The following is a 20057-nucleotide window of genomic DNA, read 5'->3' on the forward strand; positions in this document are numbered from 1 at the left end:
CGCACGCCGAGCTCGAGGCGCAGCCGGCTATGGAGTTCATCGACGACGTCGAGGTGACGACGATCCGGCGCCGGCGGGTGGAGGTGCGGCTCGCGCCTGGTGAGCGGTGGACGCTGCAGCGGCTCTCGGAGTTCGTGTCGTTCGCCTACTACGCGGGCGTGGCCGGCACCGACTGCGTGCACGTCGGCGAGGGCTACGCGATGGTGCCGCGCCACGCGCTCGACAGCACGGATCGGGTGGTGCTGCCGCCGCCGCCCCGCTAGGCCCTCCCGCCGCGGCGAATACACCGCGGTGTAACGGTCCCGTTCTCTTGCAGAGCGCCCCACGGCTCCGGGTAGTCCGGTGTGGTCATGGACAAGCCGGTTGGGGCCGCGCGTGTCGACGATCGTCGCCCGGCCCCAACCAGGCCGACGCTCTGCACACGCGGCTTCAGCCGGCCCCACCAGCACACGTCATTGTCTGGAGCTGCGCGATGAGCGTGAAGTCGATCCTCCTGACGGCCGGCATCGCCCTGGTCGTCGTGATCGCGTTCGAGAAGACCAAGGGCAAGGTGCCCGGCGTCCACCTCGGGGCCTGACGTGGCTCGCGTCCACGTGCCCCGCCAGCTGGCGTTCTGGCTGGCCGTCGGCGGTGTCGCTCTTCTGGCGCCCGTCGTCTTCAACCTCGCCGTCGACAAGGTGGGGAACAAGCTCCCCGGCCTCGACGCGCTTCGCAGCGTGATCAACGGGAACAGGAGCAACTGACCATGGCGCCGACCGCCACCACGGCCCCGCAGCGGTACATGCAGGGCATCGCGATCCCCGCGACCTCGGTGAACCCGACCGAGTTCTTCGCCCGGACCCGCCGCAAGACGCAGACCGAGAAGTCGATCGCGTGGAACGGCCAGAGCAACGACACGATCGAGCTGCGGAAGTCCGACATCCTGTCGAGCCTGCTGGTGCGGTTCTCCGGCTCGCTCGTCGTGACGCCGGGCACCGGCTCGGTGGCCTCGCTGCGCCGCTGGCCGTACGACCTGCTCAAGCTCGTGCGGTACACCGCGAACGGCGCGGCGAACATCATCAGCGTCTCGGGTGCCAAGCTGAAGGCCCGCGACCTGATGAAGCACACCGACCTGTCCGACCGCGGCGTCTCGCAGGCGATCGGGGCCGGCACGGTGACGCAGGGCACCCTCGCCCGGGCATCGGAGTCCTGGGGTGTCGGCTCGGGCGTCTCGGCCCTGGCCAACGGCACCTACTCCGTCGAGCTCGAGTGGTCCGTGCCGGTCGCCGAGGACGAGATCCAGCTCATGGGCGCGAGCTTCCTCGCGACCTCGAGCTCGGACCTGACGCTGTCGCTGGACTACAGCCCGCTCACCGAGCTGTTCGCCACCACCGGCAACGGCACGGTCGCCCTCACCGGCACGGTGCAGGTCATCAGCACGAAGTTCAGCATCCCGATCGGCTCGGACGGGCAGATCGTGGTGCCCGACCTGTCGGTGTTCCACTCCCTGATCCAGAACCGGACCACGGCGCTGCAGAACGGCGTCAACGAGGTCCGGCTCGTCGGCCAGGGCGCCGGCAAGTCCCTCCTGCGGGTCTACGGCCAGATCTGGAACGGTGCCCCCACCGCCCCGGTGCAGCTGTCGACCACGAACTTCGGCAAGATCGCCTGGGCCTACGGCGGCGCCGAGGTGCCCGAGGAGTACCCGGACGGCAACGCCGCCCGGATCGCCATGGAGCGCATCTACAACGACGACCTGGGCGGCCAGCACGGGTTCTTCGGCTTCGACTTCGCCGCGGAGTCCGCGTTCCGCGACGTCGTCGACACCGGCACCACGGCCGACCTGCGCCTGCAGTTCACCCTGCAGAACGGGCTCACGCTCTCCTCGCCGGGCCTCGAGTACGTCACGGAGCACGTCTACATGGCCGGCCAGGCGGCCTAGGCCATGGACACCGCGTTCCGCGAGCCGGGCGGGTTCGAGCGCTACCACCTCAGCGCCACGGGCCCGCTCAGCTCGGCGACCACGGAGCTCAACGCGATGGCCACGCCCGCTGTGGGCGCGGCCGCCGCGGGCTCGCTCCTGAGCCTGCACAACCCGCTGACGTGGTTCGGGATCCTGGCGGCCGTCACCCTCGGCCTGGCCGCGATCTCGACCTCGGTGCGGGTTGGTCCGGTCAAGGCCGGCCTGCAGCTCGGGAAGTGAACCGTGGCGTTCGCGGCACCGGTGCTCGTCGAGGGCGCCGCGGCGGGTGGGTCCGCCGCGGCCGCCTCCGGCGCGGCTGAGGCCGGGGCGGGCAGGGCAGCCACCGCAGGCGCCACGAGCGCCAAGTCGGCCCGCACCGCTCCGGCCGCCGGCCGTCCCACCAAGACCGCGGCCGCTCGAGCAGACGAGCTCGTCGGTTCCGGCTCCTCGCGCACCAAGGCGCGGCGCACCCTGCGCCACGAGTACGGGGCGACCGAGGAGCAGGCCGACGACCTCCTGGACGCCGCCGGCGGGCGGGTGCCTCCCCCGTCCGACGACGACAAGCCGGCCGGCGAGCCCTCGGGGTCGGGCTCGCCAGCCGGCGCCCAGCGCTCCGGTCCGAGCATGCCGACCCTCGCCCTGGGCGGGGCCGCGACGGCCGGCGGGGGCCTGGTCCTCGGCGCCTTGACGTACGCCGTCGGCCTGGTGTTCCTGCGCGGTGGGTGGGCCGGTGTGCGGGCCTGGCTGGCCGCCAAGTTCCTCAACCGGGTGTCGGCCGGCGCGGGGGCCACCACCGCCCCGACGTCGCCCCACACCGCACCAGCGCTGCCCGACGGGGCGCTGCGCGTCATGTCCCGGCCCGGCAAGCCGGCCGTCTCCTAGGAGGACCGATGAACCCCGGCGGCGTCGTCCTGGTCATCCTCGGCGTGCTCGTCCTGACCCAGATCCTGGCCGGCGACGCGCTGGGCCGGCTCAAGGTCGTGCCCTCGTGAGGACCTTCGGCTGGATGTTCTCGACGTGGCTGGGGCTCATCGCTCTGCAGGCTCTCACGTCGCCGTCGGCACCGACCCGGGTGTCGCAGCTGTTCTCCGGGGCCGCGGCCTTCGTGAACCGGGCCCTGGACCCGACCGTCCCCCTGATCCCCGACCTGCGCACCGCCGGGGCCGCCTCCGAGTCCGCCGGCGGCGGGTTCGGTGGCGCGTTCGGCGGCGCACCGGCCGCCACCACGACCACCGCCCAGGCTCGCCCCGGCCGGCCCATCGCCGGCTAGACCAAGGAGAAGCACACCATGGTTCGTCAGCTCGCCAAGTACGGGGCCGCCCTGATCGGCCTCTACCTCGTCGTGGCGTACGGGTCCGGCTTCGGCAAGTCCTTCGGGGCCGTGGCCACCGGCGTGTCCGACGTCACCCGCACACTGCAGGGCCGCTAGGCCATGGGCCGCACCGACGTCGCCGCGGCGGCCAACGCCACCGTCGACCGGATCGTCAGCTACCACACCGACCCCCGCGGCGTCGGCGCCTTCCGTCGTCTCCTGGCGTCGATCGCATCGGCTGTCAACAGTCAGAGCGGGCAGCACGTCTACACCAACGGCGGCCCGACGTTCTCCGGCTACGCCGCCTCCCCCCAGCAGTACACCGGCGCCGCGAACCTCGGCGCCGGCCGGGTCGTCGCGCCACGCAGCTCGACGCTGGACGCCGAGAAGGAGGCCAGCCCGTCGAACGCGATCGCCATGGCGCTGTTCGCCGAGCGGATGAAGGCCGGGCGCCCCTGATGCTGACCAACCTGCGCGCGGGGTTCGCCCGCAACAAGAAGACGCTGGCCATCCTCGGCGCCGTTGCGGTGGCCGGCTTCGCCCTGCTCATGCGCAACCGGGCCAAGACGACCGCGGCCGCGGCGGCGCCGGCGACGAGCTACAGCAACGGGGCCGGCGCCACCTCGAGCACGCCCTACGCGACGACGTCGACCTCGACGTACGACTCGACGGCCTCGGACGTCTACAACTCCTTGCAGCCGCAGATCGAGCAGCTGCAGCAGATGCTGTCCAGCACCCCGGTGCCCAACACCAGCGCCAGCCCCAGCGTGCCGGACGGCTTCTACCAGGCCGCCGGAGACCAGGCGATCTTCCAGGCCAAGAACGGCGTGCTCGACTTCCTGACCCACGACGAGGCCGTAGCGCTCGGCTCCCCGACCCCGACCATCGTCACCAAGCGGGACCCGATCTGGAACGCGCCGCTGGCCAACCCCGGCAAGACGATCCCCTGGGTGCAGCAGAAGTGAGCGTGCTGACGACCTCGACCACCTCGAGCTCCGGCTCGCAGGTGGTCGTCGGCACGCTCATCACCGGCGAGCGGGCGTGGCTTTCGCCGGCCGCCGCGGCCTCCTACCAGCAGATGCAGGCCGCCGGCATGCCCGCCGGCGGGATCACGTCGGCGGGTCGCAGCAGCGCCGCCCAGGCCGGGCTGTATCAGGCCTACCTCAACGGGACCGGGAACCTGGCCGCCAAGCCGGGCACCAGCCCCCACGAGAAGGGCATCGCCCTCGACATGAACGTCGCCTCCTCCGCGCACCGCTGGCTGCTGGCCAACGGCGCCAAGTACGGGTGGACGCAGGCCGTGCCCGGCGAGCCCTGGCACTGGCAGTACGGCGGAGCGGCCGCGACCAAGTCGAACATCCCGGTCATCGGCGGGCTGATCGACGGGGCCAAGAACGTCGTCGGCGACGTGACCGGCGCCGTCACCTCTGGGGTGTCCTCGGCGCTCGGCCTCAACGACATCGCCACCACCGCCACCAGCGTGCTGCTGCGCATCGTGTTCGTCGTCGGCGGCGTCGGCCTGGTCGTCCTCGGCCTGGGCCGCATGGTGGCCAGCACCGCGGCCGGCCAGAAGATCCAGACCCTGGGCGACCAGGGCCTTTCCACCGTCACCGGAGGTCTCGCGTGAGCATCCAGGAGCAGATCGTCGACGCACTGGCCCAGGTCGCCACCGCCCTCGAGCGCGACCACGAGCTGCAGCGCACCGTGCTCACCGTCACGCAGAACGCGAACCGACTGCGCGGCAACCGGCCCCAGCCCATCGGCACGGGCGGGCGGATCCTCGCCTGGGGCGGGCCCGGCCGGCTCGTCGGCTGGACCATCGCCGCCGGCGCCACCGCGGTCAACGTCACGTTCCGCGACAGCCACGACAACACCGGCCCCGCGATCGCCGGCCCGGTCAACGTGCCGGCGAACACCAGCAAGGAGTTCGCGGTGCCCGCCGGCGGCGCGGGCTTCGGGGAGGCCCTGTTCGTCGACGCCGACCAGGCCTTCACCGGGGTGGCGTGGATCGGGGCCGACTCGTGAGCCAGCTGCTGTCGTCCCTGCTCGCCGCCGGCGCACCCTCCGCGGTCGCCCTCGTCCTCCTGGTGAAGATCATGACTGGCGACCGCCGTACCGACCGCCGGCTCGAGCTCTACACCAAGAGCCTCGAGGACCGGATCGTCCTGCTCGAGGCCTTCAAGACCGCCGCCACCAGCACCCTGGTCGCCGCCGGCCTTCCCCTGCCCACCGTCGTGGCCGTACCCACCTCATCCGATCGGAGAACCCCGTGAAGCAGATCACCGCGTCCCTGGCCGCCCTGCTCATCCTGGTCGTCGTCATCGTCGCCATCGCCGTGCTCGTCGCCCTCGGGCACCCGGTCCCCTCGATCCTGGAGACCGTCGCCCTGGTGGCCGTCGGCGGCCAGGCCGGCGCCGCCCTGCCGACCCTGTACGCCGCGCCGACACCGACCACCCTCGTGCTCAGCCAGCCGGCCCCGACCGCGACGCCGGCCCCTGCCGCTGCGACGACGACTCCCGCCGCGCCCGTGACGATCGCCGCACCCGTGACCGCAGTGCCCGCGGCCGTTCCCGTGGCCGCCGTGCAGACCCTGCCCGACGCGCTGGCCCCGATGGCCGGCACCGCGCCGACCGTGGTGTCTGGCTCGGGTGTCACCTCGGTGTACCCGGCCGCCGGGGAGTAGCCGTGCGGCTCGTCGTGCCCGACCAGCGGGCCGCCCTCGTCGGCGGCCTGCTGTCGCTCGCGCTGGCGATCTGGCTGCTCGACCAGGCCTACGACGCCCGCGGCAAGAGCAAGCCGTGGTTCGTGCGACTGGCCCCCAACCTCTGATGAGCGTCATCCTGCCCACCGCCGTCGGCGGCACCGCCACCGGCTGGCAGCTCGTCGACTACGCCACCCCGCAGTCCTCCGCGCTCGTCGACGCCAACGGACGGGCCGTCATCACGTTCGACCAGCTGGACCCCAACCAGCTGTGGCTCATCGACCACGCCGTGATCAACTGTCCCGCCGGCGACCTGCTGCCGCCCCAGCTGCGGCTGTACGCCGGCAGCGAGACCCCCAGCCGGCTGCTCGACGGGTCGTCGACCGGTGACTTCGACGTCGCCGACTGGCCCAACGGGTTGCAGCTGTCGCCGTCGACGAGCCTGCTCGTCGTCTGGTCCGGTGCCGTGCCCGGCGCGACCGCCACCATCGCGCTGCAGGTGCGCGTACTGCGGCGGCTGTGATGGGGTTCCGCAACCCGTTGACCATCGCCCGGTCGATCGCCACCAACCCGCCCGGGCTGCCCCGGATCGTCATGGGGCCGGCGCAAGGCCTCGGCGAACAGATCGCGTTCTCCACCGAGGACCTCGGCGCCGGCCAGCCCGTCTCCGACATCCGCGCGTTCACCCTGCCCAGCCTGCCCAGCCACAGCGAGCTCGTGATCGAGCCGGCCAACAGCGCGGGCCTGTCGCTGCTCTCCCAGGCCTCGACCAGCAGCCCCTTCGGCTACCTGACCACCGCCGAGCTCGACACCGACAAGCTCGTCATCCACGGCACCCAGGCCGGGCGCCCCGACGTCGACCTCGCCCGCCGCTCCCGCTCGACCACCGGAGCCTCCCTGGGCTCCCCCGGCACCGTCGACACCGTCCCGGCCGGCTGCTCCTTCGCCCTGACCGCCGAGCTCGACGCCGGCAACTGGCTGCTGCTGGCCACCGGCCAATGCGACTGGTCCACCGGCACCCTGGCTCCCCGCTACCGGTTGCGGCTGAAGGCCGGCACCACCGTGCTCGACGAGGTCGGCATGTACATCGGGCAGCTCACCGGAACCGCCCCGTTCGCGATCGCCGCCCAGACCGTCATCACCGCCGACACCACCGTCTCCCTGGCCGTCGCGCAGACCAACACCGGCATCGGCGGCGGCTGGAACGTCTCCGGCATCACCTTCGCCGCGCTCCCGATCGGATGACCATGATCACGCTGCCCGCAGCACTCAACGGACGGATGCCCGCCGACCAGCTCGTCGTCGTCGACACCGGCCCCAACGGCCCCCAGCGGCTGCACGTCTCGGTCGCGCCGATCTGGGCCGCGATGCTCGCCTCCGGCATGCCCGCCGGCCACCTGCGCTCCGGATACCGCGACCTCGCCCAGCAGGCGGCCGAGGTCGCCGCCGCGGCCGCCGGCCAGACCCCCACCGCCCTGCCGCCCGGCCAGTCCAAGCACGGCCTGGGGCTGGCCGCCGACATCGACGAGCCGGCCCGCAGCTGGGCCCACGCCCACGCCACCAGCTGGGTCCTGCTCTTCCCCCTGCCGATCGAGCCGTGGCACTGCGAGCTCGACCAGGCCCGGATCTACCCCACGTCCGCACCCACCCCGCCCGCACCCCTCAAGGAGCTCATCATGGCCGGAGCACAGATCAGCGACCTCGTCGCCCTCATCCGCCGCAGCGACGGCGCAGTCGTGGCCGTCAACAAGATCACCGGCAAGGTGAAGACCGTCACCTTCGACGCCTGGCAGACCATCGAGAACGCCGGCCTGAAGAGCCTGCTGCTCGTCGACGACGGCAACGGCAACGACCTGGCCAACATGGACCCCGGGCCGTTCAACGCGCTCGTCGACCTGCTGTCCTGACGGGCTCCGCGCCGGCGCGGGTGTCGAGCGTCCGCTACACCCATCGAGTGGCCACCCGATGGGTGTAGCGACATCTCTACACCCGGCGGCCGCGGGGTGTAGCGTCGGCTCTACACCCGAGGTCCTCAGGAGGAGCCATGGCGGGGCATGCGCGCATCTTCCGCGACGACAAGTGGAGTGCCGGCAAGCCGGCCATCGGGGGCGCCTACGCGCTACGCAACGACAACCCCGCAGCCGTCGACCTGACGATCCTGCGCGGCCTGGTGGCTCAGCGGCGCGACGTCGAGGAGCGCACCGCGCTGACGGTGCAGAAGCTGCGCGCCGCCGGCGCCAGCTGGACCGTCATCGGCGACGCGCTCGGCACTACCCGCTCGTCGGCACAGAAGCGCTACGGCGGCACCGAGCTGGTCTAGTCCTCGGCCATCGGGGGCAGGGGCGCGCACCGGTAGAGGGTGTGCGTCTCGGCGTGCCAGAGCAGGAACCAGTGCTCACCGCGGCGGAACGTCGTCTCGCACTCCTCGAAGAACCGCCGCGGCGGGTAGCCGATCTCCTTGGCGATCCGCTCCCGGTCGTCGGGGTCCGGCAGGTCGAACACGGCCACGAAGTCGGACTGGCCGAGCACGAGCTTGTTGACGTGCACCGGCCGCGGCCCGTCGAACAGCGCGGAGGCCTGGTAGTGCCGGTTCTGCATCAGCAGCCGGCGCATGTGCGGGCGCGTGCGGCCCGCTGAGGGCATGAACTCCCCCACCTCGCCGCACCACACCAGGGCCCGGTGATCCTGCGGGTACAGGGCCATCCCGACGGCGCGATCGAGGTCGTCCTCGTAGGTCGGGCTGCCCGGGTCGGCCCGGTAGACCAGGTTCCGGGCGCCCGGACGCGGCGCGCCCGGAACGCTCGGCGCCACGTCTGGGAACCGCGAGGGCAGCAGCCCCAGCGCGTCCTGGTGGACCGCGATCGCGTCGGCCCCGGGGTCGGCGTCGCCGTTCACGTCGATCGCGAGCTTGTCGAACGGCCAGGACCGATACAGCCGCCGGTTGAACGTGCTCTTGCCTGACCGCTTCCGCCCCCACGCGCTGGCGATCATCGGCTTCGTCGGGTCGATCGCCGGCAGCTCGTCGCCGATCTCCTGCGCCGGCGCGTCCGCCACGATCGGCGTCCGCTCGCTCACCGCTGCCCCTTCCGCCGGCGTCCGAGCGGGCGGCCCAGCTCGTCGAGCCCGTGCGCGTGCGCCCACTCCAGGCCGGCCGTGCTCGAGCGCAGCCTGTCGCGCACCCGGACCTTCTGCCGGACCTCCTCGAGCTCGTCGCGCGTGTACGGGCCCGCGCTGGCGTCCGTGATGATCGCGCGCGTGCGCCGCGGGATCTTCGCGAGCTCGAGCGACCGACCCGAGGCCATCAGCGGGCCGGCCAGGAGGGGCCGGCGTCGGTCGCGTCGTCGGCCTGCTCGGTGCCGGCCTGCTCGGCGGCGCGCTGCAGCTTGCGGAGCCGGCGGGCCTCCCGCACCCGCTCGAACTGCTTCCACCCGTAGACGGCCAGGCCGACGAGCGCGTTGATGCCGTCCATGACGTCGGGGTTCGCCGCAGCGCCCAGCAGGCCGTGGCGGTGCACGATCGCTCCGAACGGGTCGCCGATCGACTTCGCGTCGTCGGCGTCCGCGCGGTAGAGGTCGACCTGCTCGTCGAACTCGTCCTTGGACAGCAGCTGGTGGGCGCCCTCGCCGGCCATGAACACGGCCTTGCGGGCGTTCTCCTGGATGACGCGCTTGGTCGGCGCGCTAGCCGAGGATCCCGTCGAGGAAGGTGGGGCGGCGAACTCCGGCGCGCTCTCGACGTCGTACGGCTGGCTGCTCGAACTCGACGGGTCCGGCTGGAACGCCGGCTCGGTCGGCAGGCTCGTCGGGCTCGTCGGGTCCGCGTCCCCCGGCTGCAGGAACGTCAGCGGGCCGCTCGGACGCAGGCTCTCGACGGTGGGCATGCTGTTTCGGCTGCTGGCCATAGTGGGCCACCTCTCGGACGCGGTACGGGTCCTCGTCGCCCTCCTGGGCGTCGGGCTTGGCCTGCTGCTCCGGTGGGGCGGCAGGCACGTCGTGGGGCACCTTGCGGGCGCGGACGCGGTTGGTGCAGCCCTCGTGAGAGCACGGCCCCTCCCACGTCAGCCGGCCCGGGTCGCTGGTCGCCTCGGTCACGTGGCCGGCGGCGCACGTCCCCCGGACGCGGATCCCTCTCTTCGGGGTGCTCACCCCGGTAGATTCCTCGTGGGGCCGGGTGTTCTCGCAAGAGAACAGCACTGTGTGTCCCCCAGGCGAACGGCCGTACACCGCGGTGTACTTCGGCCGTTCACCCGGGTGGACGCGACAGCGAAAGCGCAGGTCAGCGTGCCCACACCGGTGCTCACCGACATGAAACCCCGCCTCGAGGCCGCCGCCCGCGCGGTGCACGACGCCGAGGACAACCTCAAGGACGCCCGCACGCTGCGCAACGAGCTCATCGTCGCGGCCGTCGACCACGGGATGAGCCAACGCGCGGTGGCCAAGATCACCGGCCTGACCATCAGCCGCGTCAACGCCGTGTGGGGCTTCGGGCCCGAGCAGAGCGACGAGCCCTAGGCCGCTGGCCGGTTCATCGCCTCGACGATCGCGCGGGCCGCGGCGTCGTCCACGCGCACGTAGTAGCGGGTCGTCTTCGGCGAGCTGTGGCCCAGCAGATCCTGCACGGCGGCCAGGTTGTTGTTGACGGCGAACGCCCTGGTGGCGAACCGGTGGCGCAGCGCGTGCATGGTCACCCCGGGCGGCAGCAGCCGGCCGATGATCTTGCCGACCCACATCGCCGACAGGTGCCCGTGGTCGGCGCCCGGGAACAGGAACCCGTCGCCGCGGCCGCGGATCTCCGCGGCGAGGCCCTCGGTGACCGGGACGACACGCTCACGGTTGCCCTTGCCGTGCACGACGAGCGACCAGCCGAGCAGGTCGCGGAACAGGTCCGAGCTGTGCGCGGCCGCGACCTCGCCGCGGCGGAGGCCGGCCTCAGCTGCGAGACGCACCATGAGGTGCTCACGAGCCGGGGCGTGCTCGAGCGCGTCGAACGTCGCGTCGTCGTCGGCCGGGTGCGGGGCCGGCGGCCGGCGCGGCACGGTCGGCAGCGACAGCGCCGGCGAGGCCTCCACGCGGCCGGTGGCCACGCCCCAGTCGTAGAAGCCGCGGATGGAGGCCCGGACGCTCCGGCGCGTCTCGATCTTCCAGTCACGCGAGCCGAGGTAGTCGACCAGGTCGCCACGCTCGAGGTCCCACGGTCGGCGCGGGCCCACGGCGCGGGCCAGTGTGCGCAGGTGCGCTCCGCGTAGGCGGATCGTGGTGGCGGGTCGCCCGGCGGCGCGCAGCTCGCGGCACCAGGCACTGATCTCGGAGTCCCAGGGGGAAGGTAGAGCGTTCACGATGGCCCTATCGGACGCTGTGTCGTGTCCGGTCAGGCCCCTATCGGGTCAATCGACGCCGCGCCAGCAGCAGGCCAGCGCCGGCCGCGATCGCAGCACCGGCCGCGACCGCGTACGGACCCTCGGGCACGCCCGTGTACGCGAGGACCGTCACGGGCGCCGGCGTCGGCGCTGGGGCGAAGATCTGGCCGCCGTTGGCGTCCAGGCCGACGACGACCAGCGGCTCGCCGTTCGGGCCGTCGATCTGCCGGCCGATGACCTCCCCGGGCAGCTGCGGCTGCGCGCATCCGTCGACCCAGGAGACCTGCCCCGGCTCGCACACCGGCGAGTCTGGCCCCGGCGTCGCCGTCGGCCCGGCGATCAGCGCTGCTGCGATCAAGATCCCGATCATGCTGTTGCCCCCTCAGTGAGTACGGCGGCGTCGTTCGCCGCCCGATAGGCCTGCTCGCTCGTGAGCATCCGCAGACACGTCTGATCGATCGAGCTGAGCGGCTTGCCCTCGACGCGCTCGAGCTCGGCGAAGTGAGCGACCGCGTGCTCGAGCTCGGCGTCGGTCGCGAGGTCCGGTGCGAAGCTCGTCGCCCGCGCCCACGCCCGCAGCAGCCGCGGGTCGTCGCCGGCGCACATCCCGTGCGCGCTCACCAGAACCACCCCCGTGGCGTCCGAATCGGCCCGCGGGTCGCCTCGTCGACGTACGGCCAGCTGCTAGCCAGCGCGCGCACTTGCTCGGACTCCCACGAACCCGGCCGGCCGTTGACGAGCGCCTCGGCGTCTCCGACGCGCGCCGCGGCGAGCGAGCATGCGGCGGCCAGCACGTCTCCGACGTCCTCGCCGGCGCGGGCGGCCGCCGCGAGCTCGCGCGCGATCCGCTCGACGCGGCTCATGCCGACACCGTCTCGTGCCGATGGGTGCTGCGGCGCGCGCGCTCGAGCTCGAGCGAGATGACCTCAGCCTCTTGCGCGGCTCCGGCCAGTCGACTGGTCTCGTACCAGTAACCGGAGGGTTACTGGTACGAGACCAGTCGGGGGAGCTTCACAGGGCCGTTGAGCAGCGATGATGCTCCGCGGCCCTTCGTCTTGACCGGACCACCCGACCGGCGCCTCAGCGACCCAGGAGCGGGAGGCCGCCGACGATCTTGTCGACCCGGTTGCGCGGACCGACGACGCTGATGGCCAGGTAGCGCGGCTCGGCTCCGCTGCCGACCGCCGCCCGGTACTCGTCGTAGACGAGCGTGCGCTGACCGTCCTGCGTCATGTCTGCCACGAAGACACCGAACGCCGCCGCGGCCTTGGTCCGCACCGCCGCCAGCCGCTCCCGAGGTGCCCCCAGGACCGCGCAGCCGATCCACGGCAGCCCCGGGTGCACGTCACCGGCGGCGTCGACGGCGTCCGGCCCGACGATCCCGGGCACCCGGTCCACGGTGCTCGCCGCGACGCAGACCGCCGCGTTCGCGGCCAGGCCGGCCGGCAGGTCGGCGTCGACGACGACCACCCACTTGAGCCTCGCCTCGCGGGCCGACACGTCGGTGCGGACCTCGTGCGGAGCGAACCCGATGACGGGCGTGGTGACGGTCGACATGGCATTCCTCCGGATGAGTCTCGGTCGTGGTGACAGACGGTAAGCAGTGTTCCGTCAAGAACTCAACCTGCCCGTATGTCATACGGATAGGCTGGTCGCATGACCGATCTGGACGCACTTGATACGGCGATCCTGCGGGAGCTGCAGGACGACGCACGGCGCACCAATCGCGACGTCGCGGCCGCCGTCGGCGTCGCGCCCACCACCGCCCTCGACCGCACCCGGGCGCTGCGCGACCGCGGCGTGATCCTGGGGGCGAGCCTGGACGTGGACCTCGCCGCGATCGGCCGACAGGTCCAGGCGCTCGTCGCCGTGCGCATCCGGCCGCCCACGCGCGCCAACATCGAGGAGTTCCGGACCTGGGTCATCGGCCTTCCGGAGACGGTGGGCGTCTTCGTCGTCGGCGGCAGCGAGGACTTCCTCGTCCACGTCGCGGTCCCCGACAACGACGCGCTCTACGGGTTCGTCATCGACAGGCTGACCCAGCGCCCGGAGATCGCCGACGTGCGCACCTCCGTGGTCTACGAGCACCTGCGCAAGCGCCAGGTCGGCCCGATGACGCGGAGCCGGCCCGGCCGCTGACCGCGTCGCGGTCCGGTGCCATGCTGGCGGGGTGCCCGAGGACCAGCCACGCGTCGTCGTGGCGCGGGCTGCCGACGAGCACGGCGAGGTCGCCCTCGCGCGGCGCGGCGAGGTGGTCGAGCTCGTCGTCGACGGGGTCTTCGCGATGGACACCGTCCACACCGCGACCGAGGCGGCGCTGGCGACCCTCGCGCTGGCGCGCGTGCCGGGCGAGGGGCTGCGGGCGGTCGTCGGCGGCCTGGGGCTCGGGTTCACGGTGCGGGCGCTGCTCGACGAGCCCCGCGTCGACCGCGTCGACGTCGTCGAGCTGCACGCGCCGCTCGTCGCCTGGGCGCGCGACGGGCTGGTGCCGTCCCTGGCCGGGGTGCTCGACGACCGACGGGTCGCCGTGCTCGTCGCGGACGTCCTCGACGCCGTCCCGGCGCTGCCGCCCGGCTCCGTCGACGTGCTGCTCCTCGACGTCGACAACGGTCCCGGCTTCCTCGTCCACCCCCGCAACGCCGCCGTCTACGGGCCGCCCTTCCTCGCCACGGCCGCCCGGGCGCTGACCGCGCGCGGGGTCGTCGCCGTCTGGTCGGCGGACCCCTCGCCCGGGCTGGCGGCCGCCCTGGCGGCGACGTGGCGCAGCGTGGAGACCGCCACGCTGCCCGTGGAGCGCGACGGCCGGGCGTTCGCCTACACCGTCTACCTCGCCGGCGGGAGCCGCTCCCCCGCGTGACCGCGGACGCGGGCGTCACGTCGCGTCACGTCACGTCACATTGGCTCACATCGTGGTCGCCGACCCCTCACCTGGGAGGACGCCGGTAACGTCCGGCGCCGTCCGCCCCTCCCTCAGGAAAACTCGCATGGCTCTGCACACCGCCCCGCGCACGATGCGCGTCGCGATGTGCTGCATGCGCCGGCGCCTGGCCTGAGCCCACCGGCTCGTCCAGGCGCGCCCCGGCCCGGGCGGGCCGCCCTCGTCGTCCGTCGCCGTACCCGCGACGCGACCCGCGGCATCCACATGCGCCTGCCCGTGGCCTTCCCGCCTTGGAAACCACCACGAAGGGCAACCCCATGAAGCGCACCCTGTCCCTGGCCCTGCTGGCCTCGCTCACCGTCGCGGCGCTCGCCGCGTGCGCGGGCGGCACGGGGGGTCGGACGACGACCGGAGCCCCGACCGACGCGGCCGCGGGCACGCCGGTCACCGTGACCGTCGGCGTCACGGACGCGAGCAAGGACTACTGGAAGGTCTTCACCGACCTTGCGGCGAAGCAGGGCATCACCGTCAAACTCCAGAACTTCACCGACTACCAGCAGCTCAACCCGATCGTGTCCCACGGCGACCTGGAGCTGAACCAGTTCCAGCACCTGCTGTTCCTCGCGAACTACGACGTCAGCGCCAAGGCCGACCTCGTCCCGATCGGGGCCACCGCGATCTACGCGCTCGGCCTGTACACGTCCAAGGGGTACGCGTCGCCGGCCGACATCCCCCAGGGCGGCGAGGTCGCGATCCCCAACGACCCGACGAACCAGGCGCGCGCGCTGCTCGTGCTCCAGTCCGCCCACCTCGTCAGCCTCAAGGACGGCGGCAACGCGCTGTCGACCCCGGCCGACGTGCTCCCCGGCTCGAAGGTCAAGGTCGTCCCGGTCGACGCCAACCAGACCGCGGTGCAGCTCAAGTCGCTCGACGCCGCGATCATCAACAACAACTTCGCCTACGACGCGAAGATCGACCCGACGACGGCGATCTACTCCGACCTCAAGGACCCGTCGGCCGCCGACCCGTACATCAACGTCTGGGTCGCGAAGAAGGCCGACGCCGACAACCCCGTCTACCAGAAGCTCATCGCGATCTACCACGACAAGGCCGTGACCGACGAGCTGCTCAAGGAGAACGGCGGCACCGCGCTGATCTCCGACAAGTCGCCCGCCGAGCTGCAGCAGATCCTCTCCGGCCTCGAGGACCTGGTCCGCAAGAGCTCCTGAGCGACCGCGGTCCCCGGGGTCCGGCGCCCCGGGGATCTGCCGTGTCCAGGGTCCGACGAAAGGGTGGTGCCGCCGTGGCGGCGATGGTGGAGCTGCGGGACGTGACGAAGGACTTCGTCGACGGCCCCCGCACGGTGCGCGCGGTCGACGGCGTCTCGCTCGACGTCGAGCGCGGCGAGGTGTTCGGCGTCATCGGCTCGTCGGGCGCCGGCAAGAGCACGCTGGTACGGCTGGTCAACGCGCTCGAGCGCCCGACGAGCGGGAGCGTCGCGGTCGGGGGCACGACGATCTCCGACCTGCCTGAGCGGCGGCTGCAGCCGGTGCGGGCGGGCATCGGGTTCATCTTCCAGCAGTTCAACCTGCTGTCGTCGCGCTCGGTGGCGGGCAACGTGGCGTACCCGCTGGCGGTCGCGGGGTGGCCGAAGGACCGGCGCCGCGCGCGCGTGGCGGAGCTGCTCGACTTCGTCGGGCTCACCGACAAGGCCGACCGGAGGCCGGGCGAGCTCTCGGGCGGGCAGAAGCAGCGCGTCGGCATCGCCCGCGCGCTGGCCACCTCCCCCGCGCTGCTCCTGGCCGACGAGGCGACGAGCGCGCTCGACCCCGAGACGACGAAGGACGTGCTCGACCTGCTGCGGCGCGCGAACGAGGAGCTCGGGGTGACGATCGTGCTCATCACGCACGAGATGTCCGTGGTGAGCTACCTGGCCCACCGGGTGGCCGTGATGGACGCCGGCGCGCTCGTCGAGCTCGGCGACGTCTACGACATCTTCGCCTCGCCGCGGCGGCCGATCACCCGGCGGTTCATCGCCACCGCCCTCCACGACCGGCCGCGGCCCGACGCCCTCGAGCGGCTGCGCTCGCGCCACGCGGGGCGCATCGTCACGGTCGCGGTCGCCGAGGGCCGGGCGTCGACGACCTACCTGGCCGACCGATGGCTCGCCCACGGCCTGCGCGCCGAGATCGTCTTCGGCGGCGTCACCGAGGTCGCCGCCAAGCCGCTGGGGTCGCTGACGTTCGAGCTCGTCGGCGAGGGGCGCGCGGTCGAGGCCGCGATCGCCGACGTGCGGTCGCGGACCGAGGTCGTCGACCACGGCACGGCGGCCGACCCGAAGGACGGTGACCTCTGATGGACTGGACGGAGCTCGGACCGTCGTTCGCGCTGGCGGTCGGCCAGACCCTCTACATGACGAGCATCTCGCTCGTCATCGGCGGGCTGCTCGGCCTCGCCCTCGGCGTCGCCCTCTACGTGACGCGGCCGCGGAACCTGTGGCCGAACCGCGCGGTGGCCGCCGTCCTCAACGTGCTCGTCAACGTCGTGCGGCCGATCCCGTTCATCATCTTCGTCACGGCCATCCAGCCCGTGGCGATCGCCATCGCGGGCAAGAGCTACGGGCCGAACTACGCGATCGTCGCGATGTCGGCGATGGCGACCTTCGGCACGTCGCGCATCGTCGAGCAGAACCTCGTCGCGCTGGACCCCGGAGTGGTGGAGGCCGCCCGCGCGATGGGTGCGGGGCGGCTGCGCACCATCCTCACCGTCGTCATCCCCGAGGCGCTCGGCCCCCTCATCCTCGGCTACACGTTCGTGTTCGTCGCGGTCGTCGACATGTCGGCGGTCGTCGGGGTGGTGGCAGCCGGCGGCCTCGGCGAGTTCGCGCTCGTCTACGGCTACCAGCGCTACAACTACGCGGTCACGTGGATCGCGGTGGCGGCGATCGTCCTCATCGTCCAGCTCGCGCAGCTGCTCGGGAGCACGCTCGCCCGACGGGTGCTGCGCCGGTAGCCCGCCCGCCGCGGCGGGGCCGGGCGCCGACCCGACGACGCGCGGCTCGGGCACGCTCGGTGCCGCCCTCGCGGGCGCTCGCGGCGGTCAGGCCGGGGTGCCGAACTGGACGTCCGCGGCGGCGACCGTCCCCGCCGTCCGGCCCGGCGCGCGCTGGAAGCTCCAGTACAGGTTCGTGTGCGCGATGACCTGGTCGACCGGCGGCGCGCCCCAGGGCGACTTGTCGCCCGCGGTGTGCGCGTCGGAGACCAGGGTGGCGTCGTACCCCCGGGTGAAGGCGCCGTGCAGCGTCGAGCGGACGCAGGCGTCGGTCTCGGCGCCGGTGACGACGAGCCGTCCCACGCCCAGGCCGGCCAGCACCGACTCCATGGTGGTGTCCTCGAACGCGTCGCCGTACGCCTTCTCGACGATCGGCTCGCCGTCCGCCGGGACCAGCTCCGGCACGATCTGCCAGCCGTCGCTGCCGACGACGAGCTCGTCGTCGTGGTGACGCACCCAGACCACGGGAACGCCCTGCGCCCGCGCCTTCCCGAGCACGGTGAGGATGTTGGCGACGACCTCGTCGCGCCGGTAGGCGCCGCCCACGACGTCGTTCTGGACGTCGATGACGACGACCGCGGTTCCCGGCCGGTCCTGGAGCGTGGTCACGATGGTTCCCCTCTCGGTGCGGACCGGACCACCGTAGGCGCGCCCACCGACACGCCGCGCCCGGGAGGCTCAGGCGCTCTCGCGCAGGGTCCGGCGCCGCCCCTCGAGGCCGACGAGCTCGGCGAACGTCGCGCCGTAGGCCGCGTCGTCCTCCGGCATGCGCTGCAGGCGGCCCCGCACCTCGGCGATGCGGCGCGTCAGCCCGATCTCCAGCAGCCGGCGCACGACCCCCCGCACGTAGTCGCCCAGGGCGTCGGGACGGTCCTCCGGCAGCGGGGCGACGGCCAGCTCGGTGACCAGCGGACGCACCGGCTCGGCCGCCTCCTCCAGCACCCGGCCCACCCAGGCCGTGGCGTTGCCCCCCTCGGCGACGAGCCGGCGCCCCTCGGCCGGGCCTCCCGCGGCCATGACCGCCTCGTGCACGGCACGGTAGGCGGGGGCCGCGAACGCGTCCGCGCCCAGGTCGTCGGCGTCGAGGGGCACGAGCAAGGGCGCCTGCAGCAGCACCTCCAGGGTGGTGCGCTCGACCTGCGCGACGGGGTCGCGACGGTCGGGGACGGGCATCCGTCCCCCCGCCGGCGCGGCCTCGTCGGGCCACGCCTGGCTCGTCGGACGCCCGCCCGCCACCGGGGCGCCCGCCGGACGGCCGGCGCCCGACGATCGGGGGCCGACCGGGCCTGACGACGGTCCGCGGGACCCGTCCGCCCGCCCGCCCGGCCCGCCGGACGAGGGTCCACGCGAGAGCGCCCCCGGCCCACCGGGCGCCGTGCGCCCGTCCGGCCCGGCCGGCCTCGTCGTGCCCGCCGCGCCGCGTCCGGACCGCACGGCCGCGGTGACGGCCTCGCGCACCTGCCGCTCGTCGGCCATCCCCAGCCAGCCCGCCAGCTCGCGCGTGTACTCGGGCCGCAGCGCGTTGTCCCGGATCGAGGCGACCACGGGCGCCGCCGCCCGCAGCGCCCCGATGCGCCCCTCGACCGTCGACAGGTCGTAGGCCGCCAGCGTCGAGCGGATGACGAACTCGAACAGCGGCTGCCGGCCTGCCACCAGCGCGCGCACCGCGTCCGGCCCCTGCGCCTGGCGCAGCTCGCACGGGTCCATCCCCGAGTCGGCGACCGCGACGAACGTCTGCGCCGAGAACGACTGGTCCTCGCCGAAGGCCCGCAGCGCCGCCTTCTGACCCGCCGCGTCCCCGTCGAACGTGAAGACGACCGCCCCGCCGACGGACTCCCCCGAGGCGAGCTGCACGCCGCCGGCTCCCCCGGCGTCCCCCATGAGGCGCCGGACGATCCGCGCGTGCTCCGACCCGAAGGCCGTGCCGCACGTCGCCACCGCGGTGCGCACGCCCGACAGGTGCATCGCCATGACGTCCGTGTAGCCCTCGACGACGACGACCTGCTTCTCCTTCGAGATCTCGCGCTTGGCCAGGTCGATCGCGTAGAGCACGTGCGACTTGCGGTAGAGCGCCGTCTCGGGGGTGTTGAGGTACTTCGGCCCCTGGTCCTCGTCGAAGAGGCGGCGCGCGCCGAACCCGACGGTCTCGCCGGTGACCTCGCGGATGGGCCACACCAGGCGGCCCCGGAACCGGTCGTAGACGCCGCGCTGGCCCTGCGAGACGAGGCCCGACGCGACGAGCTCGGCCTCGGTGAAGCCGCGCCCGCGCAGGTGCCGCGTCAGGGCGTCCCAGCCCTGCGGCGCGAAGCCGACGCCGAAGTCGTCGGCCGCCGCCCGGTCGAAGCCGCGGGCGGACAGGAACGAGCGCCCCGCCGCGGCGGCCGCCGTGGCGAGCTGCTCACGGTAGAACTCCTCCGCGACCTTGTGGGCGTCGAGCAGCCGGCGACGACGGCCCGGCTCGTCGCCGGGGCGCGGCGGCCCGCCCTCCTCGTACCGCAGCGTCAGCCCGATCGTCGAGGCGAGGTACTCGACGGCCTCCGAGAAGCCGAGCCCGTCGATCTTCTGCACGAACGCGATGACGTCGCCGCCCTCGCCGCAGCCGAAGCAGTGGTACCGGCCCACCTGGGGGCGCACGTGGAAGGACGGCGACTTCTCGTCGTGGAACGGGCACAGCCCCTTGAGCGAGCCGACGCCGGCCGGCTTCAGCGCGACGTGCTGGCCGACGACCTCCTCGATCCGCACACGCTCGCGGACCGCCTCCACGTCCTCCCGCCGGATGCGACCCGCCACGGGCGCAGTCTAGGTCGCCGGGGGGAC

Annotated in this window: 34 protein-coding genes; 24 read left to right on the forward strand and 10 right to left on the reverse strand. The window is 73.2% G+C overall.

All coding sequences use genetic code 11. From position 1 onward, the window contains the following. The 18 genes from BGO37_RS15915 to BGO37_RS16000 all read left to right on the forward strand — a co-directional run. The coding region (locus BGO37_RS15915) for a hypothetical protein (protein ID WP_291756492.1) at positions 1-263 on the forward strand (263 nt) is incomplete at its 5' end. 315 nt (positions 264-578) lie between these two features. Then, positions 579-743 carry a hypothetical protein gene (locus tag BGO37_RS15920; protein WP_291756494.1) on the forward strand — a complete coding sequence of 55 codons (165 nt, stop codon included), beginning with the start codon at positions 579-581 and terminating at the stop codon, positions 741-743. A gap of 2 nt (positions 744-745) precedes the next feature. Further along, complete coding sequence (locus BGO37_RS15925; RefSeq protein ID WP_291756496.1) at positions 746-1921, forward strand: hypothetical protein; 1176 nt, start codon at positions 746-748, stop codon at positions 1919-1921. A 3-nt stretch (positions 1922-1924) separates the two neighbouring features. Beyond that, positions 1925-2182, forward strand: coding sequence for a hypothetical protein (locus tag BGO37_RS15930; RefSeq protein ID WP_291756497.1), 258 nt, complete (start codon positions 1925-1927; stop codon positions 2180-2182). Between the two features lie 3 nt (positions 2183-2185). After that, positions 2186-2824: a hypothetical protein gene (locus tag BGO37_RS15935; protein ID WP_291756498.1), complete on the forward strand. Its 639-nt coding sequence runs from the start codon at positions 2186-2188 to the stop codon at positions 2822-2824. 106 nt (positions 2825-2930) lie between these two features. After that, positions 2931-3212: a hypothetical protein gene (locus BGO37_RS15940; RefSeq protein ID WP_291756500.1), complete on the forward strand. Its 282-nt coding sequence runs from the start codon at positions 2931-2933 to the stop codon at positions 3210-3212. A gap of 18 nt (positions 3213-3230) precedes the next feature. After that, complete coding sequence (locus tag BGO37_RS15945; RefSeq protein ID WP_291756502.1) at positions 3231-3371, forward strand: hypothetical protein; 141 nt, start codon at positions 3231-3233, stop codon at positions 3369-3371. Positions 3372-3374: 3 nt separating this feature from the next. Beyond that, a complete protein-coding gene (locus tag BGO37_RS15950; RefSeq protein ID WP_291756511.1) occupies positions 3375-3713 on the forward strand; it encodes a hypothetical protein in 339 nt (112 codons plus the stop codon). Next, the gene (locus tag BGO37_RS15955; RefSeq protein ID WP_291756513.1) at positions 3713-4219 is read left to right on the forward strand and encodes a hypothetical protein; all 507 of its coding nucleotides are present in this window, start codon (positions 3713-3715) and stop codon (positions 4217-4219) included. Before BGO37_RS15950 ends, BGO37_RS15955 begins: the two co-directional genes overlap by 1 nt. Before the next feature lie 2 nt (positions 4220-4221). Continuing rightward, positions 4222-4881 carry a M15 family metallopeptidase gene (locus BGO37_RS15960; RefSeq protein ID WP_291756515.1) on the forward strand — a complete coding sequence of 220 codons (660 nt, stop codon included), beginning with the start codon at positions 4222-4224 and terminating at the stop codon, positions 4879-4881. Then, complete coding sequence (locus BGO37_RS15965) at positions 4878-5279, forward strand: hypothetical protein (RefSeq protein ID WP_291756516.1); 402 nt, start codon at positions 4878-4880, stop codon at positions 5277-5279. Before BGO37_RS15960 ends, BGO37_RS15965 begins: the two co-directional genes overlap by 4 nt. Continuing rightward, positions 5276-5527, forward strand: coding sequence for a hypothetical protein (locus BGO37_RS15970; protein ID WP_291756517.1), 252 nt, complete (start codon positions 5276-5278; stop codon positions 5525-5527). Before BGO37_RS15965 ends, BGO37_RS15970 begins: the two co-directional genes overlap by 4 nt. After that, complete coding sequence (locus BGO37_RS15975) at positions 5524-5937, forward strand: hypothetical protein (RefSeq protein WP_291756518.1); 414 nt, start codon at positions 5524-5526, stop codon at positions 5935-5937. Before BGO37_RS15970 ends, BGO37_RS15975 begins: the two co-directional genes overlap by 4 nt. 2 nt (positions 5938-5939) lie before the next feature. Then, complete coding sequence (locus BGO37_RS15980; protein WP_291756519.1) at positions 5940-6083, forward strand: hypothetical protein; 144 nt, start codon at positions 5940-5942, stop codon at positions 6081-6083. Beyond that, complete coding sequence (locus BGO37_RS15985) at positions 6083-6478, forward strand: hypothetical protein (RefSeq protein ID WP_291756520.1); 396 nt, start codon at positions 6083-6085, stop codon at positions 6476-6478. Before BGO37_RS15980 ends, BGO37_RS15985 begins: the two co-directional genes overlap by 1 nt. Next, entirely contained in the window at positions 6478-7200 is a 723-nt protein-coding gene (locus tag BGO37_RS15990; RefSeq protein WP_291756522.1) for a hypothetical protein, read from the forward strand. Before BGO37_RS15985 ends, BGO37_RS15990 begins: the two co-directional genes overlap by 1 nt. A 2-nt stretch (positions 7201-7202) precedes the next feature. After that, complete coding sequence (locus BGO37_RS15995) at positions 7203-7862, forward strand: hypothetical protein (protein WP_291756523.1); 660 nt, start codon at positions 7203-7205, stop codon at positions 7860-7862. A 137-nt stretch (positions 7863-7999) separates the two neighbouring features. Further along, on the forward strand, positions 8000-8275 hold the full coding sequence (locus BGO37_RS16000; RefSeq protein WP_291756525.1) for a hypothetical protein: 276 nt from the start codon (positions 8000-8002) through the stop codon (positions 8273-8275). Here the strand turns inward: BGO37_RS16000 and BGO37_RS16005 are convergent. Genes BGO37_RS16005 through BGO37_RS16015 form a run of 3 tightly spaced genes read right to left on the reverse strand, consistent with a single transcriptional unit; the run spans position 8272 to position 9856 of the window. Continuing rightward, positions 8272-9030, reverse strand: a complete 759-nt coding sequence (locus tag BGO37_RS16005; RefSeq protein WP_291756527.1) for a hypothetical protein — start codon at positions 9028-9030, stop codon at positions 8272-8274. The genes BGO37_RS16000 and BGO37_RS16005 overlap by 4 nt on opposite strands. After that, a complete protein-coding gene (locus BGO37_RS16010) occupies positions 9027-9257 on the reverse strand; it encodes a hypothetical protein (protein ID WP_291756528.1) in 231 nt (76 codons plus the stop codon). Before BGO37_RS16010 ends, BGO37_RS16005 begins: the two co-directional genes overlap by 4 nt. Continuing rightward, positions 9257-9856: a hypothetical protein gene (locus BGO37_RS16015; protein WP_291756530.1), complete on the reverse strand. Its 600-nt coding sequence runs from the start codon at positions 9854-9856 to the stop codon at positions 9257-9259. The genes BGO37_RS16010 and BGO37_RS16015 overlap by 1 nt, the downstream gene beginning before the upstream one ends. Positions 9857-10259: 403 nt before the next feature. Between BGO37_RS16015 and BGO37_RS16020 the strand changes: the two genes are divergently transcribed. Continuing rightward, positions 10260-10466 (forward strand): hypothetical protein, encoded by a 207-nt coding sequence (locus BGO37_RS16020; RefSeq protein ID WP_291756531.1) that lies wholly within the window; start codon positions 10260-10262, stop codon positions 10464-10466. On the opposite strand, the gene BGO37_RS16025 is transcribed toward BGO37_RS16020, so the two are convergent. The 5 genes from BGO37_RS16025 to BGO37_RS16045 all read right to left on the reverse strand — a co-directional run bounded on the left by BGO37_RS16025 (position 10463) and on the right by BGO37_RS16045 (position 12868). Continuing rightward, positions 10463-11164 carry a tyrosine-type recombinase/integrase gene (locus BGO37_RS16025; protein WP_291756532.1) on the reverse strand — a complete coding sequence of 234 codons (702 nt, stop codon included), beginning with the start codon at positions 11162-11164 and terminating at the stop codon, positions 10463-10465. The two genes, BGO37_RS16020 and BGO37_RS16025, sit on opposite strands and share 4 nt — an antisense overlap. Before the next feature lie 166 nt (positions 11165-11330). Then, complete coding sequence (locus BGO37_RS16030; RefSeq protein WP_291756534.1) at positions 11331-11681, reverse strand: hypothetical protein; 351 nt, start codon at positions 11679-11681, stop codon at positions 11331-11333. Next, a complete protein-coding gene (locus BGO37_RS16035) occupies positions 11678-11932 on the reverse strand; it encodes a hypothetical protein (RefSeq protein WP_291756535.1) in 255 nt (84 codons plus the stop codon). The genes BGO37_RS16030 and BGO37_RS16035 overlap by 4 nt, the downstream gene beginning before the upstream one ends. Further along, positions 11929-12174: a hypothetical protein gene (locus tag BGO37_RS16040; RefSeq protein ID WP_291756536.1), complete on the reverse strand. Its 246-nt coding sequence runs from the start codon at positions 12172-12174 to the stop codon at positions 11929-11931. The genes BGO37_RS16035 and BGO37_RS16040 overlap by 4 nt, the downstream gene beginning before the upstream one ends. Positions 12175-12391: 217 nt before the next feature. Further along, the gene (locus BGO37_RS16045; RefSeq protein ID WP_291756538.1) at positions 12392-12868 is read right to left on the reverse strand and encodes a DUF2000 domain-containing protein; all 477 of its coding nucleotides are present in this window, start codon (positions 12866-12868) and stop codon (positions 12392-12394) included. A gap of 99 nt (positions 12869-12967) precedes the next feature. On the opposite strand from BGO37_RS16045, the gene BGO37_RS16050 reads away from it, so the two are divergent. The 5 genes from BGO37_RS16050 (at position 12968) to BGO37_RS16070 (ending at position 17201) form a co-directional block, all read left to right on the forward strand. After that, on the forward strand, positions 12968-13450 hold the full coding sequence (locus BGO37_RS16050; RefSeq protein ID WP_291756540.1) for an Lrp/AsnC family transcriptional regulator: 483 nt from the start codon (positions 12968-12970) through the stop codon (positions 13448-13450). A gap of 31 nt (positions 13451-13481) precedes the next feature. Beyond that, complete coding sequence (locus BGO37_RS16055) at positions 13482-14168, forward strand: hypothetical protein (RefSeq protein WP_291756542.1); 687 nt, start codon at positions 13482-13484, stop codon at positions 14166-14168. Between the two features lie 338 nt (positions 14169-14506). Continuing rightward, positions 14507-15418: a MetQ/NlpA family ABC transporter substrate-binding protein gene (locus BGO37_RS16060; protein ID WP_291756544.1), complete on the forward strand. Its 912-nt coding sequence runs from the start codon at positions 14507-14509 to the stop codon at positions 15416-15418. An 83-nt stretch (positions 15419-15501) separates the two neighbouring features. After that, positions 15502-16545, forward strand: coding sequence for a methionine ABC transporter ATP-binding protein (locus tag BGO37_RS16065; protein WP_291756836.1), 1044 nt, complete (start codon positions 15502-15504; stop codon positions 16543-16545). Beyond that, the gene (locus BGO37_RS16070) at positions 16545-17201 is read left to right on the forward strand and encodes a methionine ABC transporter permease (RefSeq protein WP_291756546.1); all 657 of its coding nucleotides are present in this window, start codon (positions 16545-16547) and stop codon (positions 17199-17201) included. The genes BGO37_RS16065 and BGO37_RS16070 overlap by 1 nt, the downstream gene beginning before the upstream one ends. Before the next feature lie 87 nt (positions 17202-17288). Here BGO37_RS16070 and BGO37_RS16075 read toward each other — a convergent pair whose 3' ends face one another. Beyond that, the gene (locus BGO37_RS16075) at positions 17289-17849 is read right to left on the reverse strand and encodes an isochorismatase family protein (RefSeq protein WP_291756547.1); all 561 of its coding nucleotides are present in this window, start codon (positions 17847-17849) and stop codon (positions 17289-17291) included. Between the two features lie 69 nt (positions 17850-17918). Continuing rightward, entirely contained in the window at positions 17919-20030 is a 2112-nt protein-coding gene (dnaG, locus tag BGO37_RS16080) for a DNA primase (RefSeq protein ID WP_291756549.1), read from the reverse strand. Positions 20031-20057: the final 27 nt, after the last annotated feature.

Origin of the sequence: Cellulomonas sp. 73-92, from assembly GCF_001898175.1 — a bacterium.
Lineage (GTDB): Bacteria > Actinomycetota > Actinomycetes > Actinomycetales > Cellulomonadaceae > Cellulomonas.

Coding starts and splice junctions, on each gene's coding strand:
- BGO37_RS16010 (WP_291756528.1), bottom strand. CDS start 9,257: ATGGCCTCGGGTCGGTCGCTCGAGCTCGCGAAGATCCCGCGGCGCACG.
- BGO37_RS15950 (WP_291756511.1), top strand. CDS start 3,375: ATGGGCCGCACCGACGTCGCCGCGGCGGCCAACGCCACCGTCGACCGG.
- BGO37_RS15930 (WP_291756497.1), top strand. CDS start 1,925: ATGGACACCGCGTTCCGCGAGCCGGGCGGGTTCGAGCGCTACCACCTC.
- BGO37_RS16050 (WP_291756540.1), top strand. CDS start 12,968: ATGACCGATCTGGACGCACTTGATACGGCGATCCTGCGGGAGCTGCAG.
- BGO37_RS15945 (WP_291756502.1), top strand. CDS start 3,231: ATGGTTCGTCAGCTCGCCAAGTACGGGGCCGCCCTGATCGGCCTCTAC.
- BGO37_RS16040 (WP_291756536.1), bottom strand. CDS start 12,174: ATGAGCCGCGTCGAGCGGATCGCGCGCGAGCTCGCGGCGGCCGCCCGC.
- BGO37_RS16000 (WP_291756525.1), top strand. CDS start 8,000: ATGGCGGGGCATGCGCGCATCTTCCGCGACGACAAGTGGAGTGCCGGC.
- BGO37_RS16060 (WP_291756544.1), top strand. CDS start 14,507: ATGAAGCGCACCCTGTCCCTGGCCCTGCTGGCCTCGCTCACCGTCGCG.
- BGO37_RS15995 (WP_291756523.1), top strand. CDS start 7,203: ATGATCACGCTGCCCGCAGCACTCAACGGACGGATGCCCGCCGACCAG.
- BGO37_RS16045 (WP_291756538.1), bottom strand. CDS start 12,868: ATGTCGACCGTCACCACGCCCGTCATCGGGTTCGCTCCGCACGAGGTC.
- BGO37_RS16070 (WP_291756546.1), top strand. CDS start 16,545: ATGGACTGGACGGAGCTCGGACCGTCGTTCGCGCTGGCGGTCGGCCAG.
- BGO37_RS16020 (WP_291756531.1), top strand. CDS start 10,260: ATGAAACCCCGCCTCGAGGCCGCCGCCCGCGCGGTGCACGACGCCGAG.
- BGO37_RS15955 (WP_291756513.1), top strand. CDS start 3,713: ATGCTGACCAACCTGCGCGCGGGGTTCGCCCGCAACAAGAAGACGCTG.
- BGO37_RS15985 (WP_291756520.1), top strand. CDS start 6,083: ATGAGCGTCATCCTGCCCACCGCCGTCGGCGGCACCGCCACCGGCTGG.
- BGO37_RS16030 (WP_291756534.1), bottom strand. CDS start 11,681: ATGATCGGGATCTTGATCGCAGCAGCGCTGATCGCCGGGCCGACGGCG.
- BGO37_RS16065 (WP_291756836.1), top strand. CDS start 15,502: ATGGTGGAGCTGCGGGACGTGACGAAGGACTTCGTCGACGGCCCCCGC.
- BGO37_RS16015 (WP_291756530.1), bottom strand. CDS start 9,856: ATGGCCAGCAGCCGAAACAGCATGCCCACCGTCGAGAGCCTGCGTCCG.
- BGO37_RS15990 (WP_291756522.1), top strand. CDS start 6,478: ATGGGGTTCCGCAACCCGTTGACCATCGCCCGGTCGATCGCCACCAAC.
- BGO37_RS15925 (WP_291756496.1), top strand. CDS start 746: ATGGCGCCGACCGCCACCACGGCCCCGCAGCGGTACATGCAGGGCATC.